25 protein-coding genes are annotated in these 26,447 nt (G+C 65.7%); 9 read left to right on the forward strand and 16 right to left on the reverse strand.

What is annotated here, in order from left to right; all coding sequences use genetic code 11:
- Nucleotides 1-36: 36 nt before the first annotated feature.
- The 3 genes from OKA04_RS15610 to OKA04_RS15620 all read right to left on the reverse strand — a co-directional run bounded on the left by OKA04_RS15610 (nt 37) and on the right by OKA04_RS15620 (nt 5,305).
- Nucleotides 37-2,907, reverse strand: coding sequence for a zinc metalloprotease (locus OKA04_RS15610; protein ID WP_264502115.1), 2,871 nt, complete (start codon nt 2,905-2,907; stop codon nt 37-39).
- 878 nt (nt 2,908-3,785) lie between these two features.
- The gene (locus tag OKA04_RS15615; RefSeq protein ID WP_264502116.1) at nt 3,786-4,334 is read right to left on the reverse strand and encodes a TPR end-of-group domain-containing protein; all 549 of its coding nucleotides are present in this window, start codon (nt 4,332-4,334) and stop codon (nt 3,786-3,788) included.
- Nucleotides 4,334-5,305: a YheT family hydrolase gene (locus OKA04_RS15620; RefSeq protein ID WP_264502117.1), complete on the reverse strand. Its 972-nt coding sequence runs from the start codon at nt 5,303-5,305 to the stop codon at nt 4,334-4,336. The genes OKA04_RS15615 and OKA04_RS15620 overlap by 1 nt, the downstream gene beginning before the upstream one ends.
- An 870-nt stretch (nt 5,306-6,175) precedes the next feature.
- Between OKA04_RS15620 and OKA04_RS15625 the strand changes: the two genes are divergently transcribed.
- Nucleotides 6,176-6,586, forward strand: a complete 411-nt coding sequence (locus OKA04_RS15625) for an HIT family protein (RefSeq protein WP_264502118.1) — start codon at nt 6,176-6,178, stop codon at nt 6,584-6,586.
- A gap of 269 nt (nt 6,587-6,855) precedes the next feature.
- On the forward strand, nt 6,856-7,326 hold the full coding sequence (locus OKA04_RS15630) for a hypothetical protein (RefSeq protein WP_264502119.1): 471 nt from the start codon (nt 6,856-6,858) through the stop codon (nt 7,324-7,326).
- A gap of 113 nt (nt 7,327-7,439) precedes the next feature.
- On the opposite strand, the gene OKA04_RS15635 is transcribed toward OKA04_RS15630, so the two are convergent.
- The 8 genes from OKA04_RS15635 to OKA04_RS15670 form a co-directional block, all read right to left on the reverse strand.
- Nucleotides 7,440-8,696 carry a bifunctional folylpolyglutamate synthase/dihydrofolate synthase gene (locus OKA04_RS15635; RefSeq protein WP_264502120.1) on the reverse strand — a complete coding sequence of 419 codons (1,257 nt, stop codon included), beginning with the start codon at nt 8,694-8,696 and terminating at the stop codon, nt 7,440-7,442.
- Between the two features lie 69 nt (nt 8,697-8,765).
- Nucleotides 8,766-9,083: a type II toxin-antitoxin system RelE/ParE family toxin gene (locus tag OKA04_RS15640; protein WP_264502121.1), complete on the reverse strand. Its 318-nt coding sequence runs from the start codon at nt 9,081-9,083 to the stop codon at nt 8,766-8,768.
- Complete coding sequence (locus OKA04_RS15645; RefSeq protein ID WP_264502122.1) at nt 9,080-9,292, reverse strand: addiction module protein; 213 nt, start codon at nt 9,290-9,292, stop codon at nt 9,080-9,082. The genes OKA04_RS15640 and OKA04_RS15645 overlap by 4 nt, the downstream gene beginning before the upstream one ends.
- Before the next feature lie 405 nt (nt 9,293-9,697).
- Nucleotides 9,698-11,032, reverse strand: coding sequence for a basic secretory protein-like protein (locus OKA04_RS15650; protein WP_264502123.1), 1,335 nt, complete (start codon nt 11,030-11,032; stop codon nt 9,698-9,700).
- 288 nt (nt 11,033-11,320) lie between these two features.
- Nucleotides 11,321-11,527, reverse strand: a complete 207-nt coding sequence (locus OKA04_RS15655; RefSeq protein WP_264502124.1) for an addiction module protein — start codon at nt 11,525-11,527, stop codon at nt 11,321-11,323.
- 46 nt (nt 11,528-11,573) lie between these two features.
- A complete protein-coding gene (gene accD, locus OKA04_RS15660; protein WP_264502125.1) occupies nt 11,574-12,407 on the reverse strand; it encodes an acetyl-CoA carboxylase, carboxyltransferase subunit beta in 834 nt (277 codons plus the stop codon).
- 64 nt (nt 12,408-12,471) lie between these two features.
- The gene (locus OKA04_RS15665; RefSeq protein WP_264502126.1) at nt 12,472-13,242 is read right to left on the reverse strand and encodes a ComF family protein; all 771 of its coding nucleotides are present in this window, start codon (nt 13,240-13,242) and stop codon (nt 12,472-12,474) included.
- 24 nt (nt 13,243-13,266) lie between these two features.
- Nucleotides 13,267-14,367 (reverse strand): CPBP family intramembrane glutamic endopeptidase, encoded by a 1,101-nt coding sequence (locus OKA04_RS15670; protein WP_264502127.1) that lies wholly within the window; start codon nt 14,365-14,367, stop codon nt 13,267-13,269.
- Between the two features lie 118 nt (nt 14,368-14,485).
- Here OKA04_RS15670 and OKA04_RS15675 point away from each other — a divergent pair, with 118 nt between their 5' ends.
- A complete protein-coding gene (locus OKA04_RS15675) occupies nt 14,486-15,103 on the forward strand; it encodes a hypothetical protein (RefSeq protein ID WP_264502128.1) in 618 nt (205 codons plus the stop codon).
- A 78-nt stretch (nt 15,104-15,181) separates the two neighbouring features.
- On the opposite strand, the gene OKA04_RS15680 is transcribed toward OKA04_RS15675, so the two are convergent.
- Nucleotides 15,182-15,418 (reverse strand): thioredoxin domain-containing protein, encoded by a 237-nt coding sequence (locus OKA04_RS15680; RefSeq protein WP_264502129.1) that lies wholly within the window; start codon nt 15,416-15,418, stop codon nt 15,182-15,184.
- A 134-nt stretch (nt 15,419-15,552) separates the two neighbouring features.
- Between OKA04_RS15680 and OKA04_RS15685 the strand changes: the two genes are divergently transcribed.
- The 6 genes from OKA04_RS15685 to thrS all read left to right on the forward strand — a co-directional run bounded on the left by OKA04_RS15685 (nt 15,553) and on the right by thrS (nt 20,095).
- Nucleotides 15,553-15,936, forward strand: a complete 384-nt coding sequence (locus OKA04_RS15685; protein ID WP_264502130.1) for a winged helix-turn-helix transcriptional regulator — start codon at nt 15,553-15,555, stop codon at nt 15,934-15,936.
- Entirely contained in the window at nt 15,933-16,673 is a 741-nt protein-coding gene (locus OKA04_RS15690) for an MOSC domain-containing protein (RefSeq protein ID WP_264502131.1), read from the forward strand. Before OKA04_RS15685 ends, OKA04_RS15690 begins: the two co-directional genes overlap by 4 nt.
- 44 nt (nt 16,674-16,717) lie before the next feature.
- Nucleotides 16,718-16,984 (forward strand): hypothetical protein, encoded by a 267-nt coding sequence (locus OKA04_RS15695; protein WP_264502132.1) that lies wholly within the window; start codon nt 16,718-16,720, stop codon nt 16,982-16,984.
- A gap of 71 nt (nt 16,985-17,055) precedes the next feature.
- Nucleotides 17,056-17,442: a hypothetical protein gene (locus OKA04_RS15700; protein WP_264502133.1), complete on the forward strand. Its 387-nt coding sequence runs from the start codon at nt 17,056-17,058 to the stop codon at nt 17,440-17,442.
- A 9-nt stretch (nt 17,443-17,451) separates the two neighbouring features.
- The gene (locus OKA04_RS15705) at nt 17,452-18,033 is read left to right on the forward strand and encodes a helix-turn-helix domain-containing protein (RefSeq protein ID WP_264502134.1); all 582 of its coding nucleotides are present in this window, start codon (nt 17,452-17,454) and stop codon (nt 18,031-18,033) included.
- A 187-nt stretch (nt 18,034-18,220) separates the two neighbouring features.
- Nucleotides 18,221-20,095 (forward strand): threonine--tRNA ligase, encoded by a 1,875-nt coding sequence (gene thrS / locus OKA04_RS15710; RefSeq protein ID WP_264502135.1) that lies wholly within the window; start codon nt 18,221-18,223, stop codon nt 20,093-20,095.
- A 303-nt stretch (nt 20,096-20,398) separates the two neighbouring features.
- On the opposite strand, the gene OKA04_RS15715 is transcribed toward thrS, so the two are convergent.
- The 4 genes from OKA04_RS15715 to OKA04_RS15730 all read right to left on the reverse strand — a co-directional run bounded on the left by OKA04_RS15715 (nt 20,399) and on the right by OKA04_RS15730 (nt 26,416).
- Nucleotides 20,399-21,025, reverse strand: a complete 627-nt coding sequence (locus tag OKA04_RS15715) for a peroxiredoxin (protein WP_264502136.1) — start codon at nt 21,023-21,025, stop codon at nt 20,399-20,401.
- 252 nt (nt 21,026-21,277) lie between these two features.
- Entirely contained in the window at nt 21,278-21,961 is a 684-nt protein-coding gene (locus OKA04_RS15720) for an HAD family hydrolase (RefSeq protein ID WP_264502137.1), read from the reverse strand.
- 19 nt (nt 21,962-21,980) lie between these two features.
- Entirely contained in the window at nt 21,981-22,754 is a 774-nt protein-coding gene (gene infC / locus OKA04_RS15725; protein ID WP_264502138.1) for a translation initiation factor IF-3, read from the reverse strand.
- Between the two features lie 641 nt (nt 22,755-23,395).
- Nucleotides 23,396-26,416, reverse strand: coding sequence for an Ig-like domain-containing protein (locus OKA04_RS15730; RefSeq protein WP_264502139.1), 3,021 nt, complete (start codon nt 26,414-26,416; stop codon nt 23,396-23,398).
- Nucleotides 26,417-26,447: the final 31 nt, after the last annotated feature.

Consider the following 26,447-nt stretch of genomic DNA (forward strand, 5'->3'; position numbering starts at 1 on the left):
TCCCGGGCATTCCGCCCAGGGCGCGCGGTACCTCAATCAATGTGAGGATACCTCAGGCAACGCCTGCGTCCCATAGAGCGGGCAATCGTAGTCCAGCGGCGGGCTGATGGTGGGCAGCGGCAGCGTCGGCGGGATGAGCCAGCCGGGCACGGAATTCTGGATCTGGTCCGTGCGGTCGGTCAGGCGGATGTAGGGTTCCGCGCCGCCGCTCATGCGGAGTTGCAGCTCTGCGCCTCCGGGCACGCTGTGCTTCCAGTGGTCGGGGAAGCTGCCTTTCTTCTGGCGGAAGCCCTCCAGGCGCAGCGCGCTGAGGGTGACGATGCGCCGCCACGAGAGCTGGCGGTGATCTTCGCAGAAATTCAGGATGAGATTCGCCTCGCCCGGCTCCACCGCGACCCTCATGCCGATCTGCGGCGGCAGGTCGCCCACGCGGCGGCTGCTCCGCCAGTGGCGGGCCAGCGCGACGGACGCGGGCAGAGCGGGGGTATTCTTCTCCGCCAGCAGGCGGCGGACGACGCGGATCCGGGGATAGAGATCCCGCCAGAAGCGCGGGTCCAGCGAGGCCTGCGCGGCGGCGTCGGCGATGGCGGAGAGCTGGCTGCGCTCCGACCACGCGGCCACCAGCAGCAGGCTCTCCACCTCCGGGTTTGGCGCGACGTTCCGACCGGAAATCAGGGTGTCCAGGCGATCAATGTCCGCCGCCTTCAGGTGACCGGCGGAGGCCTCGCGTTCGATCACGGACAGCACGCGGAGCTCGATGCCGGAGAGCTGCTCGCGCCGCTCCAGGCTGGTGGCGGGCTCGGACGCACCGAGGATGATGAGCATTTCCTCCGCCCGCTCCAACGTGTCGGCTCGGTTCCCCGCGGCGGCGCTGCGCTCGAGCTGCTGGCACTGCACCTCCACCCAGACGGGCAGGGCACGGGAGTCGATGAGATTGGTACGGGTGGCGATGTTCGCCTTTTGCCAGTCCAGGCGGTCCAGCCGCTTCGCCAGCACGGGGAGGAGGTGGGTGGCCGCATTGCGAGTGTCCTGCTTCCGCAGGATGGGGTCGGCATTCACCGGCGGCCTGCCGGCTTCCGTCTCTGTGGCCAGCGCTACCAGTGCGGCCTTGTCCTCGGTGCCGAGCTGGCGGGTCTCGCGGGGGAAGGTGCGGCGGAATTCCAGCACATGCTCCGCATTCCGCACCACGCGGCCGGTATCGCTGAGCACCGGGCCGAGCAGCACGCCCACCAGCAGCAGCGCGGGCGCGGCGCAGGCCACGGCCAGCAGGGTGCCCCCGGCCAGCCGGGTGAAGAAGATGGGCCGCTTGCGCATCACCTCGATGAGCAGCGCCTCGATCTTCTTGTGCCAGCCCTCGCTGCCGATGAAGGCACCCTGGCCCTCCTCCCGCATGCCGCGGAAGATCCGGCGCAGTGCCTCCGGCTCGTCATTGATCTCGCCCGCCCATGGCAGCTTGCGCGCGCCGCGCACCACCTGGATCGTCTTCACGTCCCACAGCACCCCGCCGAACATGGCGGCGGCGACGTAACGCAGCACGCGGGACTTCAGCAGCACCGCTGCGGCGAAGGTGGTGAGCGACGAGGTGACGGTGAAAAAGGGCCGTAGCATCGGCATGTCGCGGAAGACGAGCAGGTCCACTACCTTGCCCCCGTCCATCGGCAGCACCGGCAGCAGGTGCAGGGCATTCAGCGCCACCGCCATGCCCGCCGCATCCAGCAGCCACAGCGGCGTCGTCGGCTCGAAGTAACCGTGGCCCAGCATCGAGAGGCCGGCGACCAGGCCGGGCAGCGGGCCGCCCAGATGGACCATGAGCTGCTGCCAAGCCGGCGCGTGCAGCTTTCTCGCGCGCTCCGTGGCCCCGGTGAAGGGGATGAAGACCGGCGGCACGCCCTTGTAGCGGAAGAACCGCATCGGCAGCCAGTGGCCGGCCTCGTGCAGCGCCATCAGCACCAGCACCGTCAGCGCCGTCTGCAGGGGCTGGTCCCGACCAAAAATGGCGATGAAGGCCGCCACGGTGCCAAGCACCACGACGATGCGGCGCAGGTGATCGAGCGGGCTGGAGCGCACGGCGATGAGTGCCCGGTAGCGCGCAAGATCCTGCTCCACCGCTTGATTCAGCGACAGGCCGATGGGTCCGCCCACACGCTCCCCCTCGTCCACCCGCGCCTTCGCCGGGGCGGCCACGTCGCGACGGGTCGCCGAGCGGAAACTGCGGCCGGAGAAAAAGTCCGCCAGCAGCGGCAGCACCCGGGACGGCAGGCGCGTGTAGCGCAGCCGCAGGATGTCCGGGTCATTTTTCGTGGGGACGAATTCGCCTCCCTTCACCTGGGCTTCGTGGCGCGCCTCCTCGTCCGCCTCCAGCATTCCGGCGAATTTCTCCACCGGCGGCAGCACGCGCTCCGTGAGGCCGCGCACCCGGGCGTAGTGGAGCTTCCACTGCGACGCCACGGTGCCGAAGAACCGCTGGATATCTTGCCACCATGCCGGCGGGTGGTGCGTGATCCGGCGGTCTGCCGTCACCACCAGCGTGCCATCCCGCTGCGCCGTGAAAAATGTCAGCGACACGCTCGCCCCCGCACCGCTCACCGGCACCGTGCGCTCCAGCGTCGCGTAGGTCTTCTCCTCGTCATTGAGCAGGATCCAGCGGTGCGCCTCGGCATAGCCCGCGCTCTCGAGCCGCGACACCTGCGCCTGGCGGAAGCCGAAGTGGCCCAGCCGATTCACCCACGGGGCCATCCTCCGCCGCACGTCCGGCGGCACCTGATAGGCATCGCAGGGATGCGCCTTCACCCGGTAGCGCCGCACATTCGCCACTGCCACGAAGGCGCAGAAGAGCGGAAGCCCCGTCGCGAATACGAGGGCCAGGAGGGCGAGACCAAAGGACATCCCTGGAAATGCGGCGAGCATCCGGGTGAAGTAAGTGGGGAGGGTATTTTTAAAAATCAAGGTTCATTTAAATTCGGATATTTCTTGAAATTCCGAAATCGCGGTCCCGTGAGACCACCTGAGCCTTGATTCTGTTCAATTTTTGTTTGCGACGGGCACGCCGCCCCCACCTGTCGTATCAGGTGGTAATGGGGTAATAAGGGATTCCACCAATAGTTAAAGAAACTTAATCAAATTGCAGCAATTTTTGCAGGGTGCTGGTGTTGCAGGGCTTGCAAATCCGCGGTCCGATTTTCCCTCTGGATTTAAAAATTCCCGGGCAACGCGGTTCTTTGAATGGTCCGGTCCAGAGCCGACGATCCTGGGTTTAGGAGCCGATTCTTTCTCGGTAGTCGTGGTGGTAACACCACGCGGAGCCACGGGTGGTCACCACTGAAGCCAAGGGTAAGGTCCGCCGCCAGCAGCTCCGGCTTTGAGAACCAAGGGTCCGGCCATCCCTCAGCCCCAGCCATCGGCCGGGGTTGGCTGATCGACACAGGTCGGCGGCCTGAAGGGCCGCGATACGATGCAGGCCGGTTAGACAAACAAACGCCGCAACCGATCTCGACGCAGGATACCTCGACGCGTTGCCTCCACCCTGTGACCTCCAGGCCGAGGCCCACCATCACGTATCGCGACCTTTCAGGCCGCCATGCCCGCGCAACGTGATCCCCGGGCCGCTGACCCGGGCTGAGGGATGGCCAAGCCTTTGACCCTGAAGAGAAGGACGCTACCTGAGAAGCCTGCATTTCCATCCTCTGCTGGACACCACGCGAGCCACGGGTGGGAACCGCTACAGGGCCGGCTTCCGCACTGTGCCCAGTGCGACTATGGTCACCAGTGCAGCTACGGGAAGCGGGTTATGCGGAGGTCGTGCGCGTACGATGGGCGGCGAGGAGTTCCAGCAGCCAGGGGCGGATGGCCTCGAGGTCGGGGTCGATGAGGCCCATTTCCAGCATTTGCTCGGGATCAGTGGCGGTGGCGCGGTGGAAGTAGCCGCGTGCTTCATCGGTGCGGCCCTGCATGCAGGCGTAGCAGGCGAGATTGTAGAGCATCATGCCATTCGCCGGGTGGCGGGTGAGGCCGGCGCGGAGGATCATCTCGGCTTCCTGGAGGGAGGCGGCGCGGCGTTGGGCGTAGGCGGCTTGGATCCACCAGCCGGGATCGGAGGGCTCCTGCTCGGTCATGGGCACGCAGATCGCGGCGGCGGCGGGCCAGTCGCCGAGGCGGAAGAGGACATCGACGCGCAGATGCAGGGCGAGGCTGCCGGGTGCGGTGATTTCATCCAGCTCGGCGAGAGCTTCCTCCGGCAGGCCGAGTTCCAGGTAGCCCATCGCTCGGCGGCAGGCGGCATCGGGGTCGTGGGTCACGGGGATAGCTTCGATGCGGCGGCGGAATTGGCAAAGCATCACTCGCCGGCGAGGAACTCCGCCGCGCGGGTCTCCGCCCAGCTCTCCCCTCCCCTGCCGCCGCCGTGGAATCCGCAGTGCCCGCCATCCTGCGGCACCTCCAAGTGGAAGCACGCGCTGGCCTCCGCCTCCTCGCGGGGGAAGCACCCGGGGCCGAGGAAGGGATCATTCGCCGCATTCACGAGCAGCGCGGGGATGGCGATGCGCGGGAGAAAGGGCCGCGAACTACTACGTCTCCAGTAGTCCTCCGCATCGGCGAAGCCGTGGAGCGGCGCGGTGTAGCGGTCGTCGAAGCCGCGGAAGTCGCGGATCTTCCACGCGCCGCGGAGGTCGATGCGGTCCGGGAAGCGCGGGCGCTTTTCGGCGAGCTTCCTCCGCAGCGAGACGAGGAAGCGCCGCATGTAGATGTGGCGGTTGATGGCGGAGGAAAGCCGGGCGGACGAGCACGCGAGATCGCACGGCACCGAGAAGGCGGCCGCGCGGTGCAGGCGCGGGTCGATGTCGCGCGCATCCCCACGCTCGCCGAGATACTTCAGCGTCATGTTTCCCCCGAGGCTGAAGCCGACGAGATCGACGCGCGACGCCCGGTGGACGGCGAGCGCGTGGCGCACGACATGATCGAGGTCATCGGACGCGCCGCTGTGGTAGAATTTCAGCAGGCGGTTCGATTCGCCGCTGCACCCGCGGTAGTTCCAGGCGAGCACGTCCCAGCCGCGGGCCTGCAGCGCGCGGGCCATGCCCTGGATGTAGGTCGCCTTTGAATCCGCCTCGAGGCCGTGAGACAGGATGACGAGGCGGTCATTGCCGCGGGTGGACCAGTCGAGGTCGAGGAAATCGCCATCGGGGAGCTCAAGGCGTTCGCGGCGCATCTCGAGCGGCGGGACTTTCCGGAAAAGCGCGGGGACGATGGTCTGCAAGTGCCCGCCCCGCAACCACGCCGGGGCACGATAGCGGGATGGGACGACAGGCACGCGGCGGGTGTAGTGGACGGACTGGCGCGGGGCGATGAAAATGGAGGGGGATGAAGGCGGAGGAGATTGAGGGATTGGGGGATTGGTGATTGAGGGGCGTTTTCCTGGGAGCGCCGGTCATTAGACCGGCCCGGGTGATGCAGGGTGGTCCTTCTCAAATAGCGTCCTTCTCTTCAGGGCCAAAGGCCCGGCCATCCCTCAGCCCAGGCCAACGGCCCGGGAAACGGGTTGCCCTGAAGACGGCGGCCTGAAAGGTCGCGATACGTGATGGCGATTCTCAACCTGAATGCCACCGCGTGGAAGCAATGCGTCGGGATCACTTGCGGCGTTTGTTTGACTGACCGGCCTGCATCCTATCGCAGCCCTTCAGGCCGCCGATCCATCTTGATCCTCAAACCCCGGCCGATGGCCGGGGCTGAGGAATGGCCGGACCGTTGGTCCTGAAAACCCGGGCTTCTGGCGGCGGACCTCAATCGTCGCTTCCGTCGCTTCCGGGGTGGCACCACCACGACTACGGCGGGTATGGGGGCAGCCCGGACGATGCTGTTAGAGGGAGGGGACAACGAAACGAGCGAAATTGGCGAAATTTGAAATGCCCTTGGTCTTTCTTTCGCCACCCAAACTCTCAAACGCCCAATTACCCAATCACCTGATTTCTCAATCCCCCAATCCCATTTCCCCTGCCTTTCTTTCGTCAATTTCGCTCGTTTCGTTGTCCACCCATGTCTTTCCAAAAGACCACCGCTTCCCGGGGGCGACGGGTTTCCATCGGCAGTCGGCGACCATTCGGGCCGGTCTGATGACCGGCGCTCCCGGGGGAGGATCGCGCGGTGCTTGCAGGGGCGGGGCGGATCGCGCTTCGCTGTGGGCATGTCCTTCACCCTCCATCCGCGATTGGCGGCAGGCAGCTTCGAGCTGGGCGAACTCCTCGGCTGCCGCGTGCTGCTGAAGAACAACGCGATCTTCCCGTGGATCCTCATCGTGCCGCAGGTGGAGGAGGGCATCGAGGACCTGCACGAGCTGGACCCGGAGACCTACGGCGATGTCGTCGTGGTCATCCGCGAGGTCTCCGACTTCGTCGCCAGCCACTTCCACCCGGACAAGCTGAACGTGGCCTGCATCGGCAACCAGGTCCGCCAGATGCACATCCACGTGGTGGGCCGCACGGAGGATGATCCCGCATGGCCGGGCGTGGTGTGGTCCTTTGAGGGGAAGCGGGAATACCGGGCGTCCGAGGTGCAGTCGATCCGCACGGCCTGGGAGGTCTTCACGGACCAGTGAGGCCCGTGAAACGGGCAGGAGCAAGGGGTGAACTCCCAACTAGAGATAGGTATTTCACCTATGCCGGGAAGCGGACTGTTAGACAATTGCAAAAGCGAGTTGAATATCCAACCGCACCTCTGATTTCCCAAGCTGCTGAAAATCAGAAACAACCCTGAATATCAGCAATTTGCACGATGAAAGAGAAGGTCAGCGCTGCCGTATTTTCGCTTGATTCGCATCTATCAGAATCCTAACAGCACCTCGGCTACTCCTGGCCATCTCCTCCTATGAAAAAGCTAATCGTCAGCGCACTCGCGCTCATCGCCGCCGTCCTCCCCATGGCTGAAGCAGCACCGAAGCCGAAGGCTCCGAAGATCTTCGGCGACTTCACTCCGGGCAAGACCTTCACCTTCACCGTGACGACCGCGCAGACGTCCGCCACGCAGGGCACGACGGTCCTCCCGACGGCCCCGGTGCCGAAGGGCGTGCCGGCCTATACCGTGGGCCAGCAGGTCACCTTCAAGATCGGCAAGAAGGGCGAGCTCACCGGCCCGGGCTTCAAGCTCGGCTTCCTGTCCGGCTCGGTCGGCGCGAATGCCTACTTCAACAAGCCGAAGAAGAATACCTCCCCGAGCACGGGCGCGGTCCACAAGAACACCACGACGAACGAGCCGACGGCGGTGTCGTTGAGCTTCTTCACCTTCAAGCTCACGAAGCGCATCCCGTACGTGACGCAGACGACCTACATTCTCCAGTGAGACAGGACCGCGGGCCGGTGACGGCGGCGCGGACCACACCATAGCATTGTCAGTATCCATAGAGGGAGGGCCGGGTGGCCCTCCTTCGCTGCGTACGGGTGCTGTGATCTGATCTACTGGGTGCTGGCCTGGAAGGAGCCGCCTTCCAGCCAGGCCTTTGCCTCGCCGACGAGGAAGAGCGAGCCCGCGATGAGGATGGGGCGCGGCTTCCCCCCCTCCCCTGCAACTTCACCATCTACGGTCTCGGCCAGCGCCGCGGCCATGGCAGCCTCGAAGCCGGGATGGCAGACGTGCGGGGGCGCGCCGGGTGGCAGGACGGCGGCGATCTCCTCGGGCGCGACAGCCCGCGGGGTATCGACCGGGCAGAGATGGATGACCGCGGCGAGCGGGGCGACGAGGGAGAGGATGCCGCCGATGTCCTTTGCCGCGACGGCGCTGAAGACGAGCGTGGCTTTCTTCCCGGGAAACTCCTCCTGCCAGGTGCTGGCGAGCACGGCGGCTCCCTGGGGATTGTGCGCGCCATCGAGGATGACCTCGCGGCCCGCACGGGAGATGCGCTCGAAGCGGCCGGGCCAGCGGACGGAAGAGAGGCCGTGCATGACTACCTCGTAGTCGAGCCGCAGGTCGGCGGCGTGCAGGCACTCCAGCGCGAGGGCGGCATTCCACCGCTGGTGCGGGCCGGGCAGGGCGATGGGGTAGCCCTGCAGCGGGGCATCGATGAAGGTGAGCGGGCAGCGGCGCTCGTTTGCCTCCTTTTCCAAGACCCGACGCGCGCCGGGCTCCTGCGGGGCGGAGAGGGCGGGCGCTCCCTCGACGAAGATGCCTGCCTTTTCCATGGCGATGGCCTCCACGGTATCGCCGAGCCACTGCATGTGATCCAGCCCCACGGGGGTGATTGCGCAGACATCCGCGGGCACGGCGGTGGTGGCGTCGAGGCGGCCGCCCATGCCGGTCTCGAGCACGATGATCTCGCACTCGCACTGGCGGAACCAGCGCATGGCGAGCGCCAGGGTGATCTCGAAGAAGGTCGGGTGCGGGTCCAGCGTCTCGCACAGCGCGCGCAGCTCCGTGAGCATGTCCGCGCAGGCATCCTCCGGGATCTCCACTCCGGAGACGCGGATGCGCTCGCGGTAGTCGATGAGGTGCGGCGAGGTGAAGAGGCCGCAGCGATGGCCCCCGGCGCGGGCGACCGAGTCGATCATCGCGCAGGTGCTGCCCTTGCCATTCGTCCCGGCGACGTGGATGACCTTCACGCCATGGGCGGGATAGGCGAGGTATTCCTTCAGCAAGCGCCGCGGCCCATCGAGCCCGAGCTTGATGCCGAACATCTGCGTCGAGAAGAGCCAGTCGATGGATTCAGGGTAGGTCACGGTGGGGCGTGGGAACGGGAAAAGCAAACTCCAGCCACCCCTGAACATTCAAACCGAACTTGCCGCGCGTCACAATATCCGTGGATCGGGGACGCGGCGTCTCATGCCGTAGCCCGGATGGCGGCGATCATGACGCACCGCCATGATCCAAGTCTCCCCGCGACCATCGGGCGCTATGTAGATCAAGTGGTAGGGAAACTTCCTGAAATTCCAGCGTCTGAAGCGTCTACAAGGATGCCCTGCCCCGGGATGCCGCGTGATAAATTCTGCGGCAGCATCGAGTTCGACATAAAACTGCTCCACCGCCCTCTCCGAATCGTTCGACAGTTGATCCAGAATCTCGCGAAGATCGCGGATTGCTCCTTCATGGAGACGCACTTGAATCATCGCCCGAGCATCCGCATCGCATCCTCCCACGGAACCATCCGGGCTTCACCCCGCTCGACTTCTGCCAGCCTTTCTTCGGCGATCCGGATGCCTTCCTCGTCGGATTCATCTTCTGAAAAGCTTTCGAACAAGGCTTCCGCCAACCAGCGGCGATCCTCAGGATCAAGGGCCAACGCCTTCTCCAGAAGGGCCTGCGGCTTTTCGCTCATGGAGAATTTTTAGCACAGCGAGATCGTGGCGTCGACAGAATGTCGACGCTCCTCAGCGCGTTGTGCGGGTCACGGACCGCACTCGTTTGATTGGTCTCCACCTGCATCCTATCGCGGCCCTTCAGGCCGCCGACCTGTGTCGATCAGCCAACCCCGGCCGATGGCCGGGGCTGAGGGATGGCCGGACCTTTGGTCCTGAAAACCGGAGCTTCTGATGGCAGGCCTCATCCGTGGCCCCCGTGGTGTCAGCACTACGACTATGGATGGTGGGTGAGGAGGGAGAGGAGCGCGGGGAAACAAAAAGCCCGGCGGGACTGGCGCTGGGTGCGCTTCCCGCCGGGCTGGAGATGTCAGATGCCTTGTCGGTCAGGCCGGGAATCCGGTGGCCCGATGGATCAAATCAGATCACTTCTTCTCGAGGCGCTTGCGGAGGTCTTCCTTCCACTCCTTTTCCAGCTCCTCGACGGGCTTGCCGGTCCAGGTCTGCCAGAGGTCCTTCGAGTAGCCTTCATGGATGGCGATGTGGGCCTTCTGGATGAGGTCCTTGGTGTAGGTGCGCATGACCCACTCCATGAAGTTCGCGGTGGTGCGGTAGCTGTCGTCGTACTTCACCGCGTCGGGATTGCGGATGACGGTGCCATTCCGCTCGGGCTCGAAGAGGTACCAGCGGATGTAGTCCGTGGCGCCCTCGAAGAACCAGACCGGCACGCCGCGGGCGGCGCGCTTGCCGGAGCCGAACTGGACGATGTGGACCATCTCGTGGATCAGGCAGCCGAGGGCCTCGCCGTCCTTCTGGTCGCGCATGAACTTCGAGCTGACGACGATCTGCTCGCCGCTGGCGTAGCCCGGGATGCCATCGCGGCCGGGGATGATCTGGCCTTCGCGGAGCTCGATGCGGAAGGTCTTCGGCGCTTCAGGGGTCTTGCCCGGGATGACGATGAGGTGGGCGACCTTCGGGTACCACTCCTGCAGGGCGGGGATGGCCTTTTCCTTGAACCATGGCAGGAGGTCCGGGCTGGCGGTGGAGTCGAGGATGATCTTGAACTCGCCGCCTTCGGTCTCGAAGGTGGTGAGCTGCTTCTCCGGGGCCTTGTAGCGGGTGAGCTCGGGGCCGCCGGCTTCGACGACGTCGATCTCGCTGAAGAAGGTATTGCCGAAGCCGCGCGGGTCCTGGTTCGGCTTGATGTCGAAGAGGAGGTGGCGGTACTTGCCGAGCGCGCCTTCCTTCTTCGAGGAGATGGTCACGCCGTGCTGGCCGGTGCGGTCGGCGGGCGTCTGGACGGTGGCGACTTCCACCCAGCCGACGGTGGCCGGGTCCTCGCCTGCGGCGGGGGCCTTCGCGTCACCGGCTGCGGCGTAAAGCTTGTAGTTCTGCGCGGAGCGCTCGCCGCTGTGCCACGAGTAGGTGGCGAGCGAGGCGATATCGACGTCCTTGCCGAGGTCGAGGGCGAGACGGCCGCCCTGGCCTGCGAAGAAGAAATTGGCGCGCGGCTCGTCGTCGCCGCTCGGGATCTTGCCGTCATTCAGCACGGCGAGGCCGCCGGAATTCGGGTCCATGGTGCCGGAGACGACGGTGAATTTCGCGCCGGTGGCGGCGTCATTCGTGGCCGGAGGGAGGATGGAGTCGAACTTGAATCCGGCATCGGACGCGGAGTGCCCGGTCTCGACCTTGGCTTCCGGGACGTCTGCGAGCAATGGGGCGGCTGCCAAGGGCAGTAGAATCAGGGGACGGAACTTCATGGATCTGGTGATGGCTCAATAACGGTCCCGTGAGGCCGTTTGGTTTAGCGAAATCATGATCCTAGGCGAAGAGGTAGGCCGATTGGCGGAACGAGGGGCGAGGGATCACCTATGGGGGCGATAAGTGCCGATGGAGAGAAGAGGCATCGCCGGGGTGGGAAGCGACGTGAATGGTGAGGCGGCGACTTCCCCTATCGCGGCCCTTTAGGCCGCCGACGGTGCGGCGATCCATACCCGGGCCGATGGCCCGGGCTGAGGGATGGCCGGGCCCTTGGCCCTGAGAGTAAATCATCTCCGCTTCAAGAGCTTCACCACCTCGTCATGGCTGACCCAAGAATCAGGATTCTCTCCCAAGGAGTTCCAACGGGTGTCCAGTTCTTGCAGAACCGCTTCGTCATCATCAAAGCTTTCCCACAAGGCCTCTGCCAACCAGCGCCGGGCCTCGGGGTCGAGGGACAGCACGGCATCCAACAGGGCCTGCGGCTTTTCGCTCATGGGAAACCTCTACCACGCAGAGCAGCCGCCGTCCACTCCCCCGCCATCAGGCGGCGGGCATCATGAAGGACAGGAGCTGGGCGAGCTTGTCGCGCAGCTTGTCCCGCGGGACGATGGCGTCCACGAGGCCGTGATCGAGCATGAACTCGGCGGTCTGGAAGCCGGGAGGCAGGTTCTGGTGGGTCGTTTCCTTCACGACGCGCGGGCCGGCGAAGCCGATCATGCACTTCGGCTCGGCGAGATTGATGTCGCCGATGGTGGCGAAGGACGCGGTGACACCGCCCGTGGTGGGGTCGGTGAGCAGGGAGATGTAGGGCAGGCCGGCCTCGGAGAGACGGGCGAGCGCGCCACAGGTCTTCGCCATCTGCATGAGCGAGAGCATGCCCTCCTGCATGCGGGCGCCGGAGGAGGCGGAGACGATGATGACGCCGCGCTTTTCCACGATGGCCAGCTCGATGGCGCGGGTGATCTTTTCCCCGACGACGGAGCCCATGGACCCGGCGAAGAACTTGAAATCCATGACGGCGATGACGGCGGGCTGGCCACCGATGGCAAGGCGGCCGGTGACGACGGCGTCATTCATGCCGGTCTTCGCGCGCATGCCCTCGATCTTCTCGCGGTAGTTCGCGAAGCCGAGCGGGTTTGCGGAGACGAGATCCTGGTCGGTTTCCTCGAAGGTGCCCTCGTCGGCGAGCAGGGCGATGCGGTCCATGGCATCCATGCGGAAGTGGTGGCCGCAGTGGTGGCAGGTCTGGTGAAACTGCTTCAGCTCCAGCGTGTGAAGCATGGCCCCGCAGTCCGGGCACTTCGTCCAGAGGCCCTCGGGCATGCTGTCGCGACCGCGTGCGCCGCGGAGAGGTGGCTTGTTGAAGATGCCCATGGAGATTCGTTCTTTCTTGCTGGCGGCTTTCGCCCGGCTCGCTGCCGTGCGGGAGGCGGCGACGCTAGCCGCGCATGACGGTGACGACAACCACCTTTTGAATGCCCGCCTTCCTCAAAACGCGGGCGCACTCGCTGGTGGTGGCCCCGGTGGTGAAAACATCGTCCACGATGATCGCGCCGGACGGCACTCCAGCGGCGAGGCTGCGGCCACCCTCCCGGGAGAGGTCGAAGGCCCCGCGGAGATTCTGCAGCCGCTGGGCGCGCGTCAGGCTGGTCTGGCTGTCGGTCGGGCGGGTGCGGGCGATGGCGCGGCACATCGGCAGGCCGGTAAGCGCGGCGAGCGGGCGGGCGATTTCCTCGGCCTGATTGAAGTGTCGCCAGAGCAGCCGCCGCCGGTGGAGCGGCACGGGGACGAGCGGCCAGCGCTCCGCGAGCGCGGGGGAGAGCCGGGGATCGTCCTGGAAGGAGCGGGCGGCGAGGCGGGCGAGCTCTTCCCCCAGTTCGATGTGGCGACCGTATTTCAGCCCGTGGATCATTTCCAGCAGGCGCGGGTGATGGGGCAAGGCGGGCCGGGCGAAGTCGAAGGCGAGCTTTTCCCCGCGGCAGTTCGGGCAATCGTCGAGGGACGCCGCGTGGCCTTCGAATTCCTCGCCGCACTTCAGGCAAAAGGGCTCGCGCAGGGAGGGCAGCTCGGCCGCGCAGGCATCGCAGAGCGAGCGACCGGCGGGCAAGCCGGCGGCGCAGTGGTGGCAGCGGCCGGGATAGACCATGTCCAGCACCCGCCTCCCCCACCCTCGCCATGCGGCGCTGCTGACGATATGCGGCGTGCCCATGGCGGGTGAGCTTTTCCTATCCGGCTAGCTGCGATAGCTCGCGGGCGGTTCCGGCACGCGGGTCATGATGTGGACCAGCACGCCGGTGACAGCCACCACGGACAGCGGCAGGAGGCCCTCGCGCAGGGTGGTGCCGACGAACCAGCGGGTGATCTCCGGCAGGCCGCCGACCGCCCAGGTGGCGGACTTGAAGATGCCAAAGCCGACCACCCAGCCGAAGTGCAGGCCTATGGGCAGCCACAGCGAGGCGGTGCGGATGCGGGCGTAGGCGAGCACCAGACCGACGGCGAAGAGCACCGTGAGGCCGGAGACCAGCTCCAGAGGATTCGCGAAGCGGGCGAAGATCTGGCCGAGCAGGTAAAAGCCCGCCGAGGACGACTCCGGATCCGGCACCCGCACATAGGGCGAGGGCTCCAGGAAGTGGACGAAGGCGAAAAGCAGCGAGAGGGCGATGACCGCGGGCGTTGCCCGCATGGCTCGCAGGAAGATGCCGAGCAGCACGCCGCGGAAGAGGACCTCCTCGATGAGCGAGACGATCAGAGCGCCGGGGACCACTTTCTTGAAGGACTTCGCCCAGTCGATGGGCTGCTGGAAAAGATTCGCCGCGCCGCGGGTGGAAGCCTCGGCGTCCTTCCACATGAAGCAGCCGGCCTGCAGCATGAGCCAGCCCGAGAGCAGCAGCAGCCCGGCGGCGATGATGAAGCCGGTGCCGAATTGTAGCCAGCCCTGCGGATTCCGCCGGAGCGGCTGGCCGAGATCGGACGAGATCACATTGTCCGGCAGGCGCAGCGACCAAGGCGTATCCCGGTAGCTGCCGGGCGCACGACCGAGACGCAGCCAGGCGGTGAGCGGGAAGATGAGCACCAGAGCGGAGAGCATCATCGCGCGGTCGAAGAAGCGCGGGAATTCGGCACGGCCCGCCGCCTTGGCCAGGGCGTCGATTGCCTTGTTCGTCTGCTTGTCCGCAGTGACCTCCGCCAGGCCCTTCCCGAGCTGATAGAGCCACGGGGAAATGATCGCGGCGAGGACGAGGGTGGCGGCCACATAGGCAAGGATCTTCAATACATCACTCTGCTGGCCACGTCGCACGCGGCGGAAGGTGAGGCGACCCGGGGAAACTTCCAAGTGCCAAGTGATGATACGACGCGATGAGCCCCGCGGGCCGGGAAATGAGGGGAGCCCGCCGGAAAATTCACCCTTCTTTCATCAAGGTGCCCGCCATGCCACTCCAGATCCCCTCTTCATGAAACGGACGCCGATGACCCCGATGGCGCAGGCCAGCCTGGCGCTCCCGCCCCTGATGGCCGTCACGGGGATACTGGGCATGATGATCGCGATGCGGGGGATGATCGTCGGTGCCCTCCTGATCGCCGTGCTGCCGCTGCCCCTCCTCCTTACCCTTCCGATACTCATCCGCGGGGTGATGGGCAGATATGGCATGCGGGCACCGGTGCGCGGGCTTTTCATCGCAACGGCATCGCTCTCTACAGCCGTCATCACCATCGCCGGGAATGAGGCCACGCTCCCGCTGCTGTCGGACCCGGTGCGCCCGCTACCGAGGGTGGCAGGGGGAGAAAGGGCGACGAGGCTGGAGTTCCGCTTCCCCGAAGTCACCCGGGTGGTGCACGATCCCCATGGGAAAATCCGCTTCTACCGTGGGGAAGCGCCGCAGATGGAGCCCCTGCCCGATGGCTCTGCGATGTTGGTTTTCCGCGGTGAATACACGAGCCTCGATACCTGGCGCGATCACGCCACCGTGGAGGCAGATGCCTTCGATCTCGGCGGGTGGATGGGAGCCCGGATCGATATCGACCGGATCAGCGTGACGGACGAGGGCGGATTTGAGAGCGGGTCCGAGTGAGCGCGCGGGAGTCCTCCGGAAAGCACCCGCTCGCCGGAGGACTCCACGCTATCCTGTCATGTCATGGGCTCACTGCACTCACTTCAGCGCGCTGAGGTCGGCTCCGTGATTGATGTGATAGACGGACCCGCCGAGCACGATGGCGGGGACGCTTTTCACACCGGCCTGCTCGGCCTCGCCCAGGCGGCCGGGGGACTCGCCGAGGTGGACGATTTCCACGTCGAAGCGAGCGGGGTCCAGCGAGGCGGCCAGGGATTGCTCGGCATCGACACAGACGGGGCAGCCGGCGTGGTAGAAGGTGGCGTGTTGTTTCATCGCTTCGATTGGTTGGTTGTTGGTTCGGTTGGTTTTGCGTTTGATGCGGCGGGTTGCCGTGACGTAGGAAAGCACCCGCGATGAATCGGGAAATCGGGCAGGATTCGGGAGGGACCCCACCGGAAAGTGCCCGGGTGACACCCCCGGCCGACATGCCGCAGGATGCCCCGGTGAGGACCGCCCCTGCCTATCTCTCGCTGGACGACCGGAACCGCTACCGGAGCCTGGAGGAGGTGGTGGGCTGCAAGTGGGCCGTGGCCGTGGTGGCGGCCATCGCGCGCGGCGTGAAGCGCCCCGGGGCGCTGGAGCGCTTCATCCCCGGCATCTCGGCGAAGGTGCTGGCGGAGCGGCTGAAGAAGCTGCTGGAGCACGGGCTGGCTGAGCGCACGGAGTATCCCGGCCTGCCCGCCCGGGTGGAATACGATCTCTCGCCGCGCGGGCAGAGGCTCGCCGGCATCATCGAGCAGCTCCGCGAGCTCGACACCCACTACGCCGCCGGAGAGGAGGCTGCCCCATGACCACGACCGCCACCGCCATTCCCATGACATCCCCCGCGACCATGGACGTGCTCGCGCTGCACTACGGCCCCGCCACGGACGTGCCAGGCGGCGGCAGCGGCGAGTGGTGGGACAAGGACTGGCGCACCGGCTTCTACAAGGTGGCGCACGAGGGCCCGCAGTGGCTGGGCTACCTCGGCTTCCGCGGGGACGAGGTGGCGGACACGCGCGTCCACGGCGGCGTGGACAAGGCCGTCTGCGTCTATCCCTCCGAGCACTACGCGCACTGGAATACGATCGAGGACCTGGAGGGCCTGCCCACCGGAGCCTTCGGCGAAAATCTCACCACCCGCGGGCTGGTGGAGGAGGAGGTCTGCATCGGCGACACCTTCGCCATCGGCACCGCCATCGTCCAGGTCTCCCAGCCGCGGCAGCCGTGCTGGAAGCTCGCGCGCCGCTGGCACGTGAAGGACCTCGCCGTGCAGGTGGAGCGGAATGGCCGCACCGGATTCTACTTCCGCGTGCTGCGCCACGGCGAGGTGGCCGCCGGGGACGCCTTCCAGCTCCAAGAGCGCCCGCACCCGGAGTGGACGCTCGCCCGCTGCAACCGCATCATGCACCAGCGCGAGGGCGGCCCGGATGCCGCGCGCGCCTTGGCCGGATGCCCCGCCCTCTCCGCAAGCTGGAAGGACGGCCTCTGGAACCGCGGCCGCGCCAAGGAAGCCGACCCCGCCGCCCGCCGCGAACAGCCGAAGTGACGGGATCTTCACCGATGTCACACCCGCCGACGAATCAGCAGGAAATGCCCGCCCATTCCCCAAGCCTGGCGCCCGGGCTCGCGCTCATCGCTCTCGCCCTGCCCTGCTGCACCCCCATCGGCACCGCCGATCCGCTCGACAGCGGGGAGCACTCGGCCGCCGTGCTCAACCTCGGCCCCACCTCCGCCAACCGCGAGGAAGAGCGCAAGCTGCAGGACGACCGCGTCCGCCGCCTCTCCGGCGGGAGCGAGGAAAACCACGGCTCCTCCTTCCGCGGCTCCGTGGGAGTGGATGCGGTGTCGGATTTCTGAAGAAGCGGCGGCAAAGTCATTGACCTGAATTCCAAACAGGAATATCCCCGAAGCTCATCCGCCCCCATCCGATGAGTTGGACACTCGACGCGACAGAGCAATTTTTGCGCGACTTCGAAAAGCTTGGCCCGAATGAGCAAGCTGCCATCTCATTCAATTTGCAGGTCTATCAGGATGCCCTGAACCAATGCAAAAACCCCATTCACGTCCAATTGGGATTCCTTCATCAGGAACCCAAGGGAATCAGAGCCGTTGACCAGCGCGGCGGCGCTTATCCGGATGGAACGAAGCGCCCCAAAATGAAGGAAGTCCGGGCCTACACGTATTCCAATTTGAAATCACACACCCTTCATTTATTGTGTGTGGGAGGAAAGGGAGAGCGGGAGCAAGCGAGGGACATCAGATTTGCCTCCAAGGAAGTTGAGAGAATTTTGCAGGAGTCCGAACAGGAAGATTGATCCGACAACATGAGCACGAAATTCAATTCCGTTTCCGATCTGCTGAAGAAGCATGGGAAACCCGAGGCGATCTCGGAATTCGACGAACTTCTCAAAGGCTCGTCGATTGTCCGCACCTTGGTCTCAAAGCGGATCAAAGCCGGCCTGACGCAAAAGGACGTGGCCGCAGCCATGGGGATCACTCAAAGCGCCGTTTCGAAGTTCGAGGCGTCGATGGACTGCGACGTGACGCTAGGCGAAATCGCGCGTTACTCCGAAGCTCTCGACTCCCCGATGACCATCCAGATCGGCGCGCCGATGAGCTTGGTCCAGAGCGTGAAAAGCCACGCGTTTGCGATGAAGCATGATCTGGAGAGGCTCGCCGCCCTTGCTTGTGAGAATGAGGAAGACTCCGACTTTTCCCATAACGTCGAGAGGTTCTTCGCGGAAGCCGGATTCAACCTGATGGCTTTCCTGGTGGACGCTTCCGACAAGCTTCCGGCTTCTGTCGCGAAGGCCCGAACCAGCCGATTCAGGGTATTGGACAAGGAGCCCTACCACAGCCCGGGGATTGATCCGAAGCCTGCGAAAAAGCGGAAGGCGACGGCCTGAAGACTTCCCCTCATCGACCGAGCGGGGCTTTCCAAAAGCGACCTGGCCAACGGGAGCGCGTCCGATTTCCGGTCCATATCTGGTGCCGCCCCCTTGGGATGCGAATGGACTCGCCGGGGTGGACGCAACGGAAACGGACCGAATCCGGCATTGAAAAAGCCGCCGCCCCGGCCAATCTCCCCGCCCCATGTCCGAACGGAAGACTCTCGAAGAACGCGCCCAAATGACGGATCTGGAGCGCCTGCGCCACTCCTGCGCCCACGTGATGGCCACCGCCATCCTGCGCATCTGGCCGGACGCCCAGTTCGCCTACGGCCCGCCGATCGAGAGCGGCTTCTACTACGACTTCGAGATGAAGCACCGCATCACGCCGGACGACTTCGAGAAGATCGAGGCGGAGATGAAGAAGATCTCGAAGGAGAACCAGAAATTCGAGCGTAAGGTGATTTCCCGGGAGGAGGCAAAGGCGATGGCGGAAAGCGGTCGCCTCGGCGGCCTGTCCGAGCGCCCGGGGAATGCGAGCCGCTTCAAGCTGGACCTGATCGACAAGATCCCGGAAGGCGAGGAGATCTCCTGCTACCAGAATGGCGAATTCATCGACCTCTGCGCCGGCCCGCACGTCGGCTACTCGGGCAAGTGCAAGAACGTGAAGCTGATGTCGGTCTCCTCGTCCTTTTACATGGGCGATGAGTCGAAGGGCCAGCTCCAGCGCCTCTACGGCACGGCTTTCGAATCGAAGGAGCTGCTGGAGCAGCACCTCGTGCGCCTGGAGGAGGCGAAGAAGCGCGACCACCGCCGCCTGGGCCGGGAGCTGCACCTCTTCCACATCGACGAAGCGGTCGGCCAGGGCCTCATCCTCTGGAAGCCGAAGGGCGCGCTGGTCCGCCGGGCGCTGCAGGACTTCATCACCGCGGAGCTGGACAAGCAGGGCTACTCGCAGGTCTTCACCCCGCACATCGGCAAGCTGGACCTCTACCGCACCTCCGGCCACTTCCCCTACTATCAGGAGAGCCAGTACCCGGCCATCCCGGAGCGCGACGTGCTGGAAAAGCTGGCGGACGAGGACACGACCTGCGCGCAGCTCATCAATGGCCTCAGCGACGGCACCTACGAGGGCTACATGCTGAAGCCGATGAATTGCCCGCACCACATCAAGATCTTCGCCAGCGAGCACCGTTCGTACCGGGATCTGCCGGTGCGCCTCGCGGAATTCGGCACGGTTTACCGCTGGGAGCAATCCGGCGAGCTGGGCGGCATGACGCGCGTCCGTGGCTTCACGCAGGATGATGCGCACCTTTTCTGCACGCCGGACCAGATCGCGCAGGAGCTGATCGGCTGCCTGAGCCTGGTGAAGACGGTGCTGACCACGCTGGGCATGACGGACTACCGCGTGCGCGTGGGCCTGCGCGACCCGGACGATAGCAAGTTCACGGGCGACCCGGCGAAGTGGGACCTGGCCGAGGCGGCCTGCCGCCAGGCCGCGTCCACGCTGGACGTGCCCTACACCGAGGAAGCGGGCGAGGCTGCCTTCTACGGGCCGAAGATCGACTTCGTGGTGAAGGACGTCATCGGCCGGGATTGGCAGCTCGGCACCGTGCAGGTGGACTACGTGCTGCCGGAGCGCTTCAATCTCAGCTACATCGGTGCGGACAATACCACGCACCGCCCGGTGATGATCCACCGCGCGCCCTTCGGCTCGCTGGAGCGCTTCACCGGCCTGCTGATCGAGCACTTCGAGGGTAAGTTCCCCGCCTGGCTCGCGCCGGAGCAGGTGCGCGTGCTGCCGATCTCGGACAAATTCCTGACCGAGGCCGAGGCGCTGACGACCCAGCTCGCCGAAGCCGGCGTGCGCGTCTCGCTCGACAGCTCGTCCGACAAGGTGGGCGCGAAGATCCGGAACGCCCGCTTGGAGCGCATCCCCTACATGCTCGTGCTCGGCGCGAAGGAAGTGGAGGAAGGCACCGTCTCCGTCCGCCACCGCGACAAGGACGACCTCGGCGCCAAGCCTGTGGCGGAATTCATCGCGGAGATCACCGCGGAGATCAAGGAGCGCCGGCTCTGATCCGGCGGGATCCGGGTTGGGAGTGCTGATTGGTGAGGAATTGTGAGCCGCACGCTCCGGCGTGCGGCGCGAGGCTGTATTGTGGCCCCAGCGGGCTTCGGTGCTGAAGGCGGCTTCAAGGTTTTACCTCGGCTTTAAAGCTCACCCAAAGCCATGCGGGGCAACGGTCCAGAACGCTTATTCGGGTAGACCGCTCCTACTCTTGCCCACCCTGGGAAATAAAACCGGCCGCGCACTTGCATGCGCGGCCGGTGGATAAATCAGTTCGGCCTTGTTAGATCGGGCCGGACAAATGTGCGGAACTCAGTTCGCAAGGTAACCGGAGACTCCCTCGTGGTCCGGCTTCATCGCCTTGTCGCCGCGGGTCCAGTCCATCGGGCAGACTTCGCCGAATTGCTCGAAGTGCTGCAGAGCATCCACCACGCGCAGCGCCTCGCGAATCGAGCGGCCGAGCGGCATGTCATTGATGACCTGGTGGCGGACGATGCCCTCCTTGTCGATGAGGAAGAGGCCGCGGTAGGCGACGAGTTCGCCGCGCACCGTGAGCGAGCCGTTCTCGTCGAAGTCGTAGTCGCCGGCGAGGACGTCATAGGCGTCCGAGATGGTCTTGTTCACATCGGCCACGAGCGGGTAGGTCACGCCCTCGATGCCGCCCTTTGCCTTCGGCGTCTGGAGCCAGGCCCAGTGGGAGAATTCCGAGTCGGTCGAGCAACCGACCACCGCCACGTTCCGCGACTCGAACTCGGCCAGCTCTTCCTGGAAGCGGTGCAGCTCCGTCGGGCAGACGAAGGTGAAGTCCTTCGGGTAGAAGAAGAAGATCACGTACTTCTCACCGAGGAATTGATCGAGGGAGAATTCCTCGATGATGGTCGAGCCGGCGACGGCCTTGGCGGTGAAGGAGGGGGCTTTCTTTCCTACGAGGACGGACATGATGTTGGGGATTGGTTGGTGAAATGTTTGCGGCCCGGCGGGTAGCCGCGCGGGGCGTGACGGGCAACCCTTTTCCGGGCAGCGGCGAGGCCCGGGAAGGAAGCATCCCGCGGACCGGGATTGCCGCCGCAGCGCGATCCGCGTATTCCCACGCACCCGTGGAAACGCTGACCGATCATGAATGCTCCGAATGGGCAATCGGTCGCGCCGCGCGAATGTCGTGCGCTCTAACAGGCCTCTCCCCGCCGCAACCTACTCCTCCAGAAAGGTCGCCAGCACCACGGGATCGGCCAGGCTTTCCACCACCACGTCCGCACCGTATTCGCGGAGCTGGGCGGCGGTGAAGTGGCCGGTGGCGACGGCAAGGCAGCGCGCACCGATGGCGCGCGCGCAGGCGATGTCCTTTGGCGTGTCGCCGATGACAAGCGTCTCCTCCGCCGTGAAATCCCGGCCCGCATGGGCGGCGGCCCGCTGCAGGGCCACCGGGCCGAGCAGATTCCGGTCCGCGTGGTCGCAGCCGTAGGCGCCAAAGGCGAAGTGGGCATCCAGCCCGTAGTGCCGCATCTTTGCCGCAGCTCCACCGGCGATATTCCCGGTCAGCAGGCCGACGGTCACCTCCCGGATGCCGGCCAGCCTTTCCAATAGCTCCGCCGCACCCGGCAGCACGCGGCCATCATAGCCGCCGCGCTCCAGATTCCCCTCCAGATGACGGAGGTAGCTGGCGAAAAAGCACGCCTCCTCCTCCGGCCCGTGGGCCCGGTCAAAGTGGGCGAGGATGCCGGCCAGCACGCCGAGGTCGGTGCTGCCGGCCAGATCCAGCGCGGGCCCGCTGCCGCCGAAGCACTCCTCGGCGGCCTGCTGCAGGGCCCGCATCCCGGCACCACCGGTATCCACCAGGGTGCCGTCGATGTCGAATAGCCAAAGCCTGATAGCCACTGAACCGGAATGAATCAGATCACTCCTTCTCGGCCGTGACTTCTTCCTTCGCTGCCGCGGCTTCCTCCTTGGCGTCCTGCGCCTTGGATTCCTCCTCGGTGAGGCCTTCGTTGCCGACTTCCTCGTCGAAGCCTTCTTCGTCTTCCTCGAAGTCGTCTTCCTCCATCAGCTCGCCGTGGAAGAGGTGGAATCTCCGCTTCCGCTGGTGCTCCGGGAGCGGCGAGAGGGTCATGCCGACGGCACGACCGTTCAGGCGCGGCTCCTGGTCCACGTGGGCGATCTGCTTGAGGTCCTCGATGATGCGCTTCATCATCACGAAGCCGAGTTCCTTGTGGGCGTTCTCACGACCGCGGAATTGCAGGACCATGCGCACCTTGTGGCCCGTATCGAGGAAGCCCTCGGCCCGGCCCATCTTGATGTTGTAGTCATGCGTGCCCGTGCCCACGCGGAATTTCACTTCCTTCATGCGGGTGGAGCTCTTCGACTTCTGCTTCTTCAGCTTGGACTGCTCGTACTTGTACTTGCCGTAGTCCACGATGCGACAGACCGGCGGATCGGCGTTCGGGGCGATTTCGACCAGGTCGAGCCCGATCATCTTCGCCTTTTCGAGCGCCTCGCGGGAGCTCATGACTCCCATCTGGTCTCCGTTGAAAAGCACGACACGCACCTTGGGCGCGCGGATACGGTCGTTCACGCGCGTCATATCGCGCTGCTGACGACCCTTGAAGTTACCTTTTGATGGCTTGGCGATGGCTTTGTCCTCCTTGGGGTTCAGTGCGACGCGGGCAGGCACGGGAAATCCGCGCCTTCGCCTGCGAAGGGGTAAGTGGAATGCTGGCCCGGATCCAGATCGATCATACGTGGCCCAATGACGCTAGCCGTTCACAATGAACGGCTGGCAAACTTCTCATACCTTGGCATTCCAATAAAATCATCAGGTGGCGCTGAGGCCCGAAATCATCGCATAAAGCGCGGCGGCGGGGCACATGACCCTGCTTCGCGAGCGACTGAAGCAAGTGTATAAGTCGGAACGGGTGAGCGGGCAAGCGGGATTTTTTCCGGGGAGTCGGCATCCCAATTAGATGGCAGTCGACTTGAACTGCCGCCAAGGCTGGCGGAACGGCTCCCTGCAAACCATCGTGGCCGAGGCCCAGCTGCAAGGTGGACCGCATCGTTCCCGTGGGAGCGCCAGCCCTGGGAGCGCCGGTCACCAGACCGGCCCGAAGTGGTGCCTCGCTGACCACCTCACCAAAACCGTCCGCATGGCCCTCACGGGGAACGCGAAATTCATTCCGCCCGAGTTCACATCACTGCCGACGGAAGCCCTGTGCCATCGTGGTCCGCACAGGGCGATGTGGGCCGGCAGATTGCTTCGGGCCGGTCTGATGACCGGCGCTCCCAGGTTCCCGCTCCCAGGTCTCTGCTGCCGTCCGTTCAATCCGAGGCGACGGAGAGGCGGAGGAAGAGCCTTTCCACGGGCGTGCTCGGGATGGCGAGGACGTTGGCGGTGGTGGCTGTTCCGGTGATGCTGGCGGTGACGGTGGGGCCGCCTGCGGGGCCGTCGGTGCCATCGGCATCATGCCACTGGAGCAGGTCGGTGGACCATTGGTAGCTGGCGCCGAGACCGGCGGGTGGCGTGGCATTCAGCGAGTGGCTGAAGCTGAATCCCGTGCCGGAGCCCGCGCCCGCGGCGGGGACCGCGACGAGCGCTCCCAGTCCCGCATTCGCCTCGCCGGGATGCGTGCCGAGCCAGGCTTCCACGCCATTCGGGATGCCATCGCCATCCGGGTCGCTCGCAAAGCCACGATCCCCCACGGCAATGCCGTAGGCAGGGTTCGCGATCCACTCGCTGTAGCTGACCTGGTTCAGGCCAAGCGCCTCGATGCCGCTGAACCACACCGCAGCCATCTTGTCGTAGCCGTCGTTGTCGGGATGGTTGATGCCATTCGAAAAGAGCGACCGGTCGATCGACTCGAGGTCCGCGGGGTTCGTCAGGAAGGGCGCATACTGGTCCACGCGGGAGACGCGCTTGCCGAGGTTCTGGTACTTCGGCACGAGCGTCTGGCGGATCCACGAGTTGTAGTTCACCACGCCCTGCTCGTAGTTGTACTTCGGCATGATCTCGGCGACGATGACGTAGGTGTCCGGGCTCGTCGTGGTGATGGTCTGGATCAGCGTGTCGAGGCCGTTCTGGTCGGCGGAGTTCGTGCCGATCTTCAGGAGAATGACGTCCGGGTCGTCGTTCGCCAGCCAGCCTTGGATGTTCGCATTCAGGTAGCCCGCGGCCTGTCCGCCGTAGCCGTTGTGCTTGTTCTGGTCGAGCGCGGCGAGGTCCGCTGGAGGCGTGGTGCCCGCCACGTGCGAGGGCAGCTCGGTGGACTGGCCCACGAAGGTGAAGTCGTAGCCCGCCGCGTGCAGTCGATTGTAGAGACCGCTGCGGTAGCCGTACCAGAAGGGCTCGTTCCACACCGGATTGTCCGTGTAGCCCGCGGTGATCGAGTCGCCCATCGGCATGATGCGCAGCGGCGTGCGGCCCGTGGTGAAGCTCCACGTGACATCGTCCGCGATGCCCGCGAAGGCATCGTCATGGAAATCCTCCACCGCACCGGCATCGATGAGCACGGCGTAGCGCGTCAGCGGCGCGAGGCGCGGCGACGGCGTGATGGTCAGCGTGGTGCCCGCGAGCGAGATGCGCGGGTCGGTCACGGGGATCACTGTCTCCGCCGCGGTGTCCAGATTCCGGATGCGGATTGAGCCGCTGCCCGCGGTGATCGCTTCGTCAAAGGTGGCGACCAGGGCGGCGGACGGCGAGACGTCCGTGGCATCGTCCGCAGGGACGAGCGACACCAGCGTCGGCGGCGTGCCATCGTCCACCAGCGGTGCGGCGGCGTGACCGAAGACATCCAGCTCTCTCCACACGAAGGCACCCGCATTCGCGCCGCCATTCACCTGGTTCGCGGTGAAGCGGATCGCCTCGATGCCCCCGGCGAGCAGCGGGCCGGTGCCGCCGAGCACCACCTTCGTCGCGCCCTTTCCATTGAGCGGCTGGTAATTCACCGTGGCCAGCGTGGTGTAGCTCCCGCCCAGCGGCTTCACGTCCACGGTCCATGCCTGGTTGCCGAAGGAGACATCCACCCAGCTCGCGATGGAGTGGATGGAGGTGAGATCATAGCCCGTGCCATTCGGACCCGCGCCGAGCTGATACACGGCGGTCGCGCCCACGGTGGTCCATGCGCCTTCCACGCTGTTGCCGATCGAGGCGAAGTTCCGCCCGTGGATGCCGTCGGTCAGCTCCGTGGGATGCGCGCCATTGCCCGTATTCCAGCCGGTGGTCACGGGCGTGATGCCGTGCAGGAGGTCGTGCGCGCTCGCGTCTCCGGTGTAGGCCAGCTCGTCGAGCGTGAAGGTCCGCGTGTCCGGTGCCGCCGTGGTGAAGCTCCACGTGGTGTCATCGGCGATGCCCGCGAAGGAATTCCCCGCGGCATCCGCGACCACGCCCGCGGAGAGGCGCACGGCATACGGCGAGGAGCCCGCCACCAGCAGGCCGGGGCGAATGGCCAGCGTGCGTCCGCTGACGGTGACGCGCGGGTCCGGCAGGGTGATGACGGTCTCCGCCTGCGTGGTCGTGTTCTTCAGCGTCACGGTCCCGGTGCCGAGCGTGATCGGCTCGTGGAAGTCCGCCGTGAGCGTCGCTCCCGCACCCACCGAGACGGCGCGGTTTTCCGGGAAGAGCGACACCACCACCGGTGCTACGGTATCCGTAGTAGATGCGGTCGGTGCGCCGTGGACGTCGATCTCGCGGAAGACGGTGCCGCCCGCGGCATTCCCCACGGTATCCAGCACGTCGAAGCGGATGGCCTCCACGCCGCTGGCCAGTTTGCCGGTGCTGTCCGTGATGCGCACGCGGGTCGCGCCGCCTTCATTCAGCGTGGCGCTGTACGGCTGGTAGTTCACCGTCGCCACGGGCGAGGTCTGGAAAGCGGACTCGCCCACCAGACGCACGCGCACCTCGTAACGCTGGTTCGCGAAGCCCGCCCCCTGCCACGCGGCGATGGACTGGATATTCGTGATGTCGTAGCCGAGCCCGCCGGGGCCCGCGCCGAGGACGAATTCCCGGAAGGAAACATTGCTGCCGTCCCGCGACCATGCCGTGCCCGCAAGCGCCGAGATGCCCGCGGCATCCGAGTCCGCGCCGTGCACGCCGTCATTCAGCCCGGCCGGGCTGGAGCCGTTCGCATTCCACGTGCCGCCCGTGCCGGTGAGGCCGTGCAGCAGGTCCGTGGTACTCACGTCCTCGGCGTAGGCCAGCTCGTCCGTGGCGGTGGACGGGGTATTCGGCCCGCTGTTCCGCGGCGTGATGATCGGCGCGGCGGCCACGCTGGCGATGCCGGTGAGCCATGCGGCGGCCAGCGGCGCGGCGAGCCGAGGCGAGGAGGAGGCGACGGGTTTTCTCATGGAAGCGGGAGCGGGAGAGGAGACGGGAGCA

Source organism: Luteolibacter flavescens, from assembly GCF_025950085.1.
In the GTDB taxonomy this organism is placed as follows: Bacteria; Verrucomicrobiota; Verrucomicrobiia; order Verrucomicrobiales; family Akkermansiaceae; genus Haloferula; species Haloferula flavescens.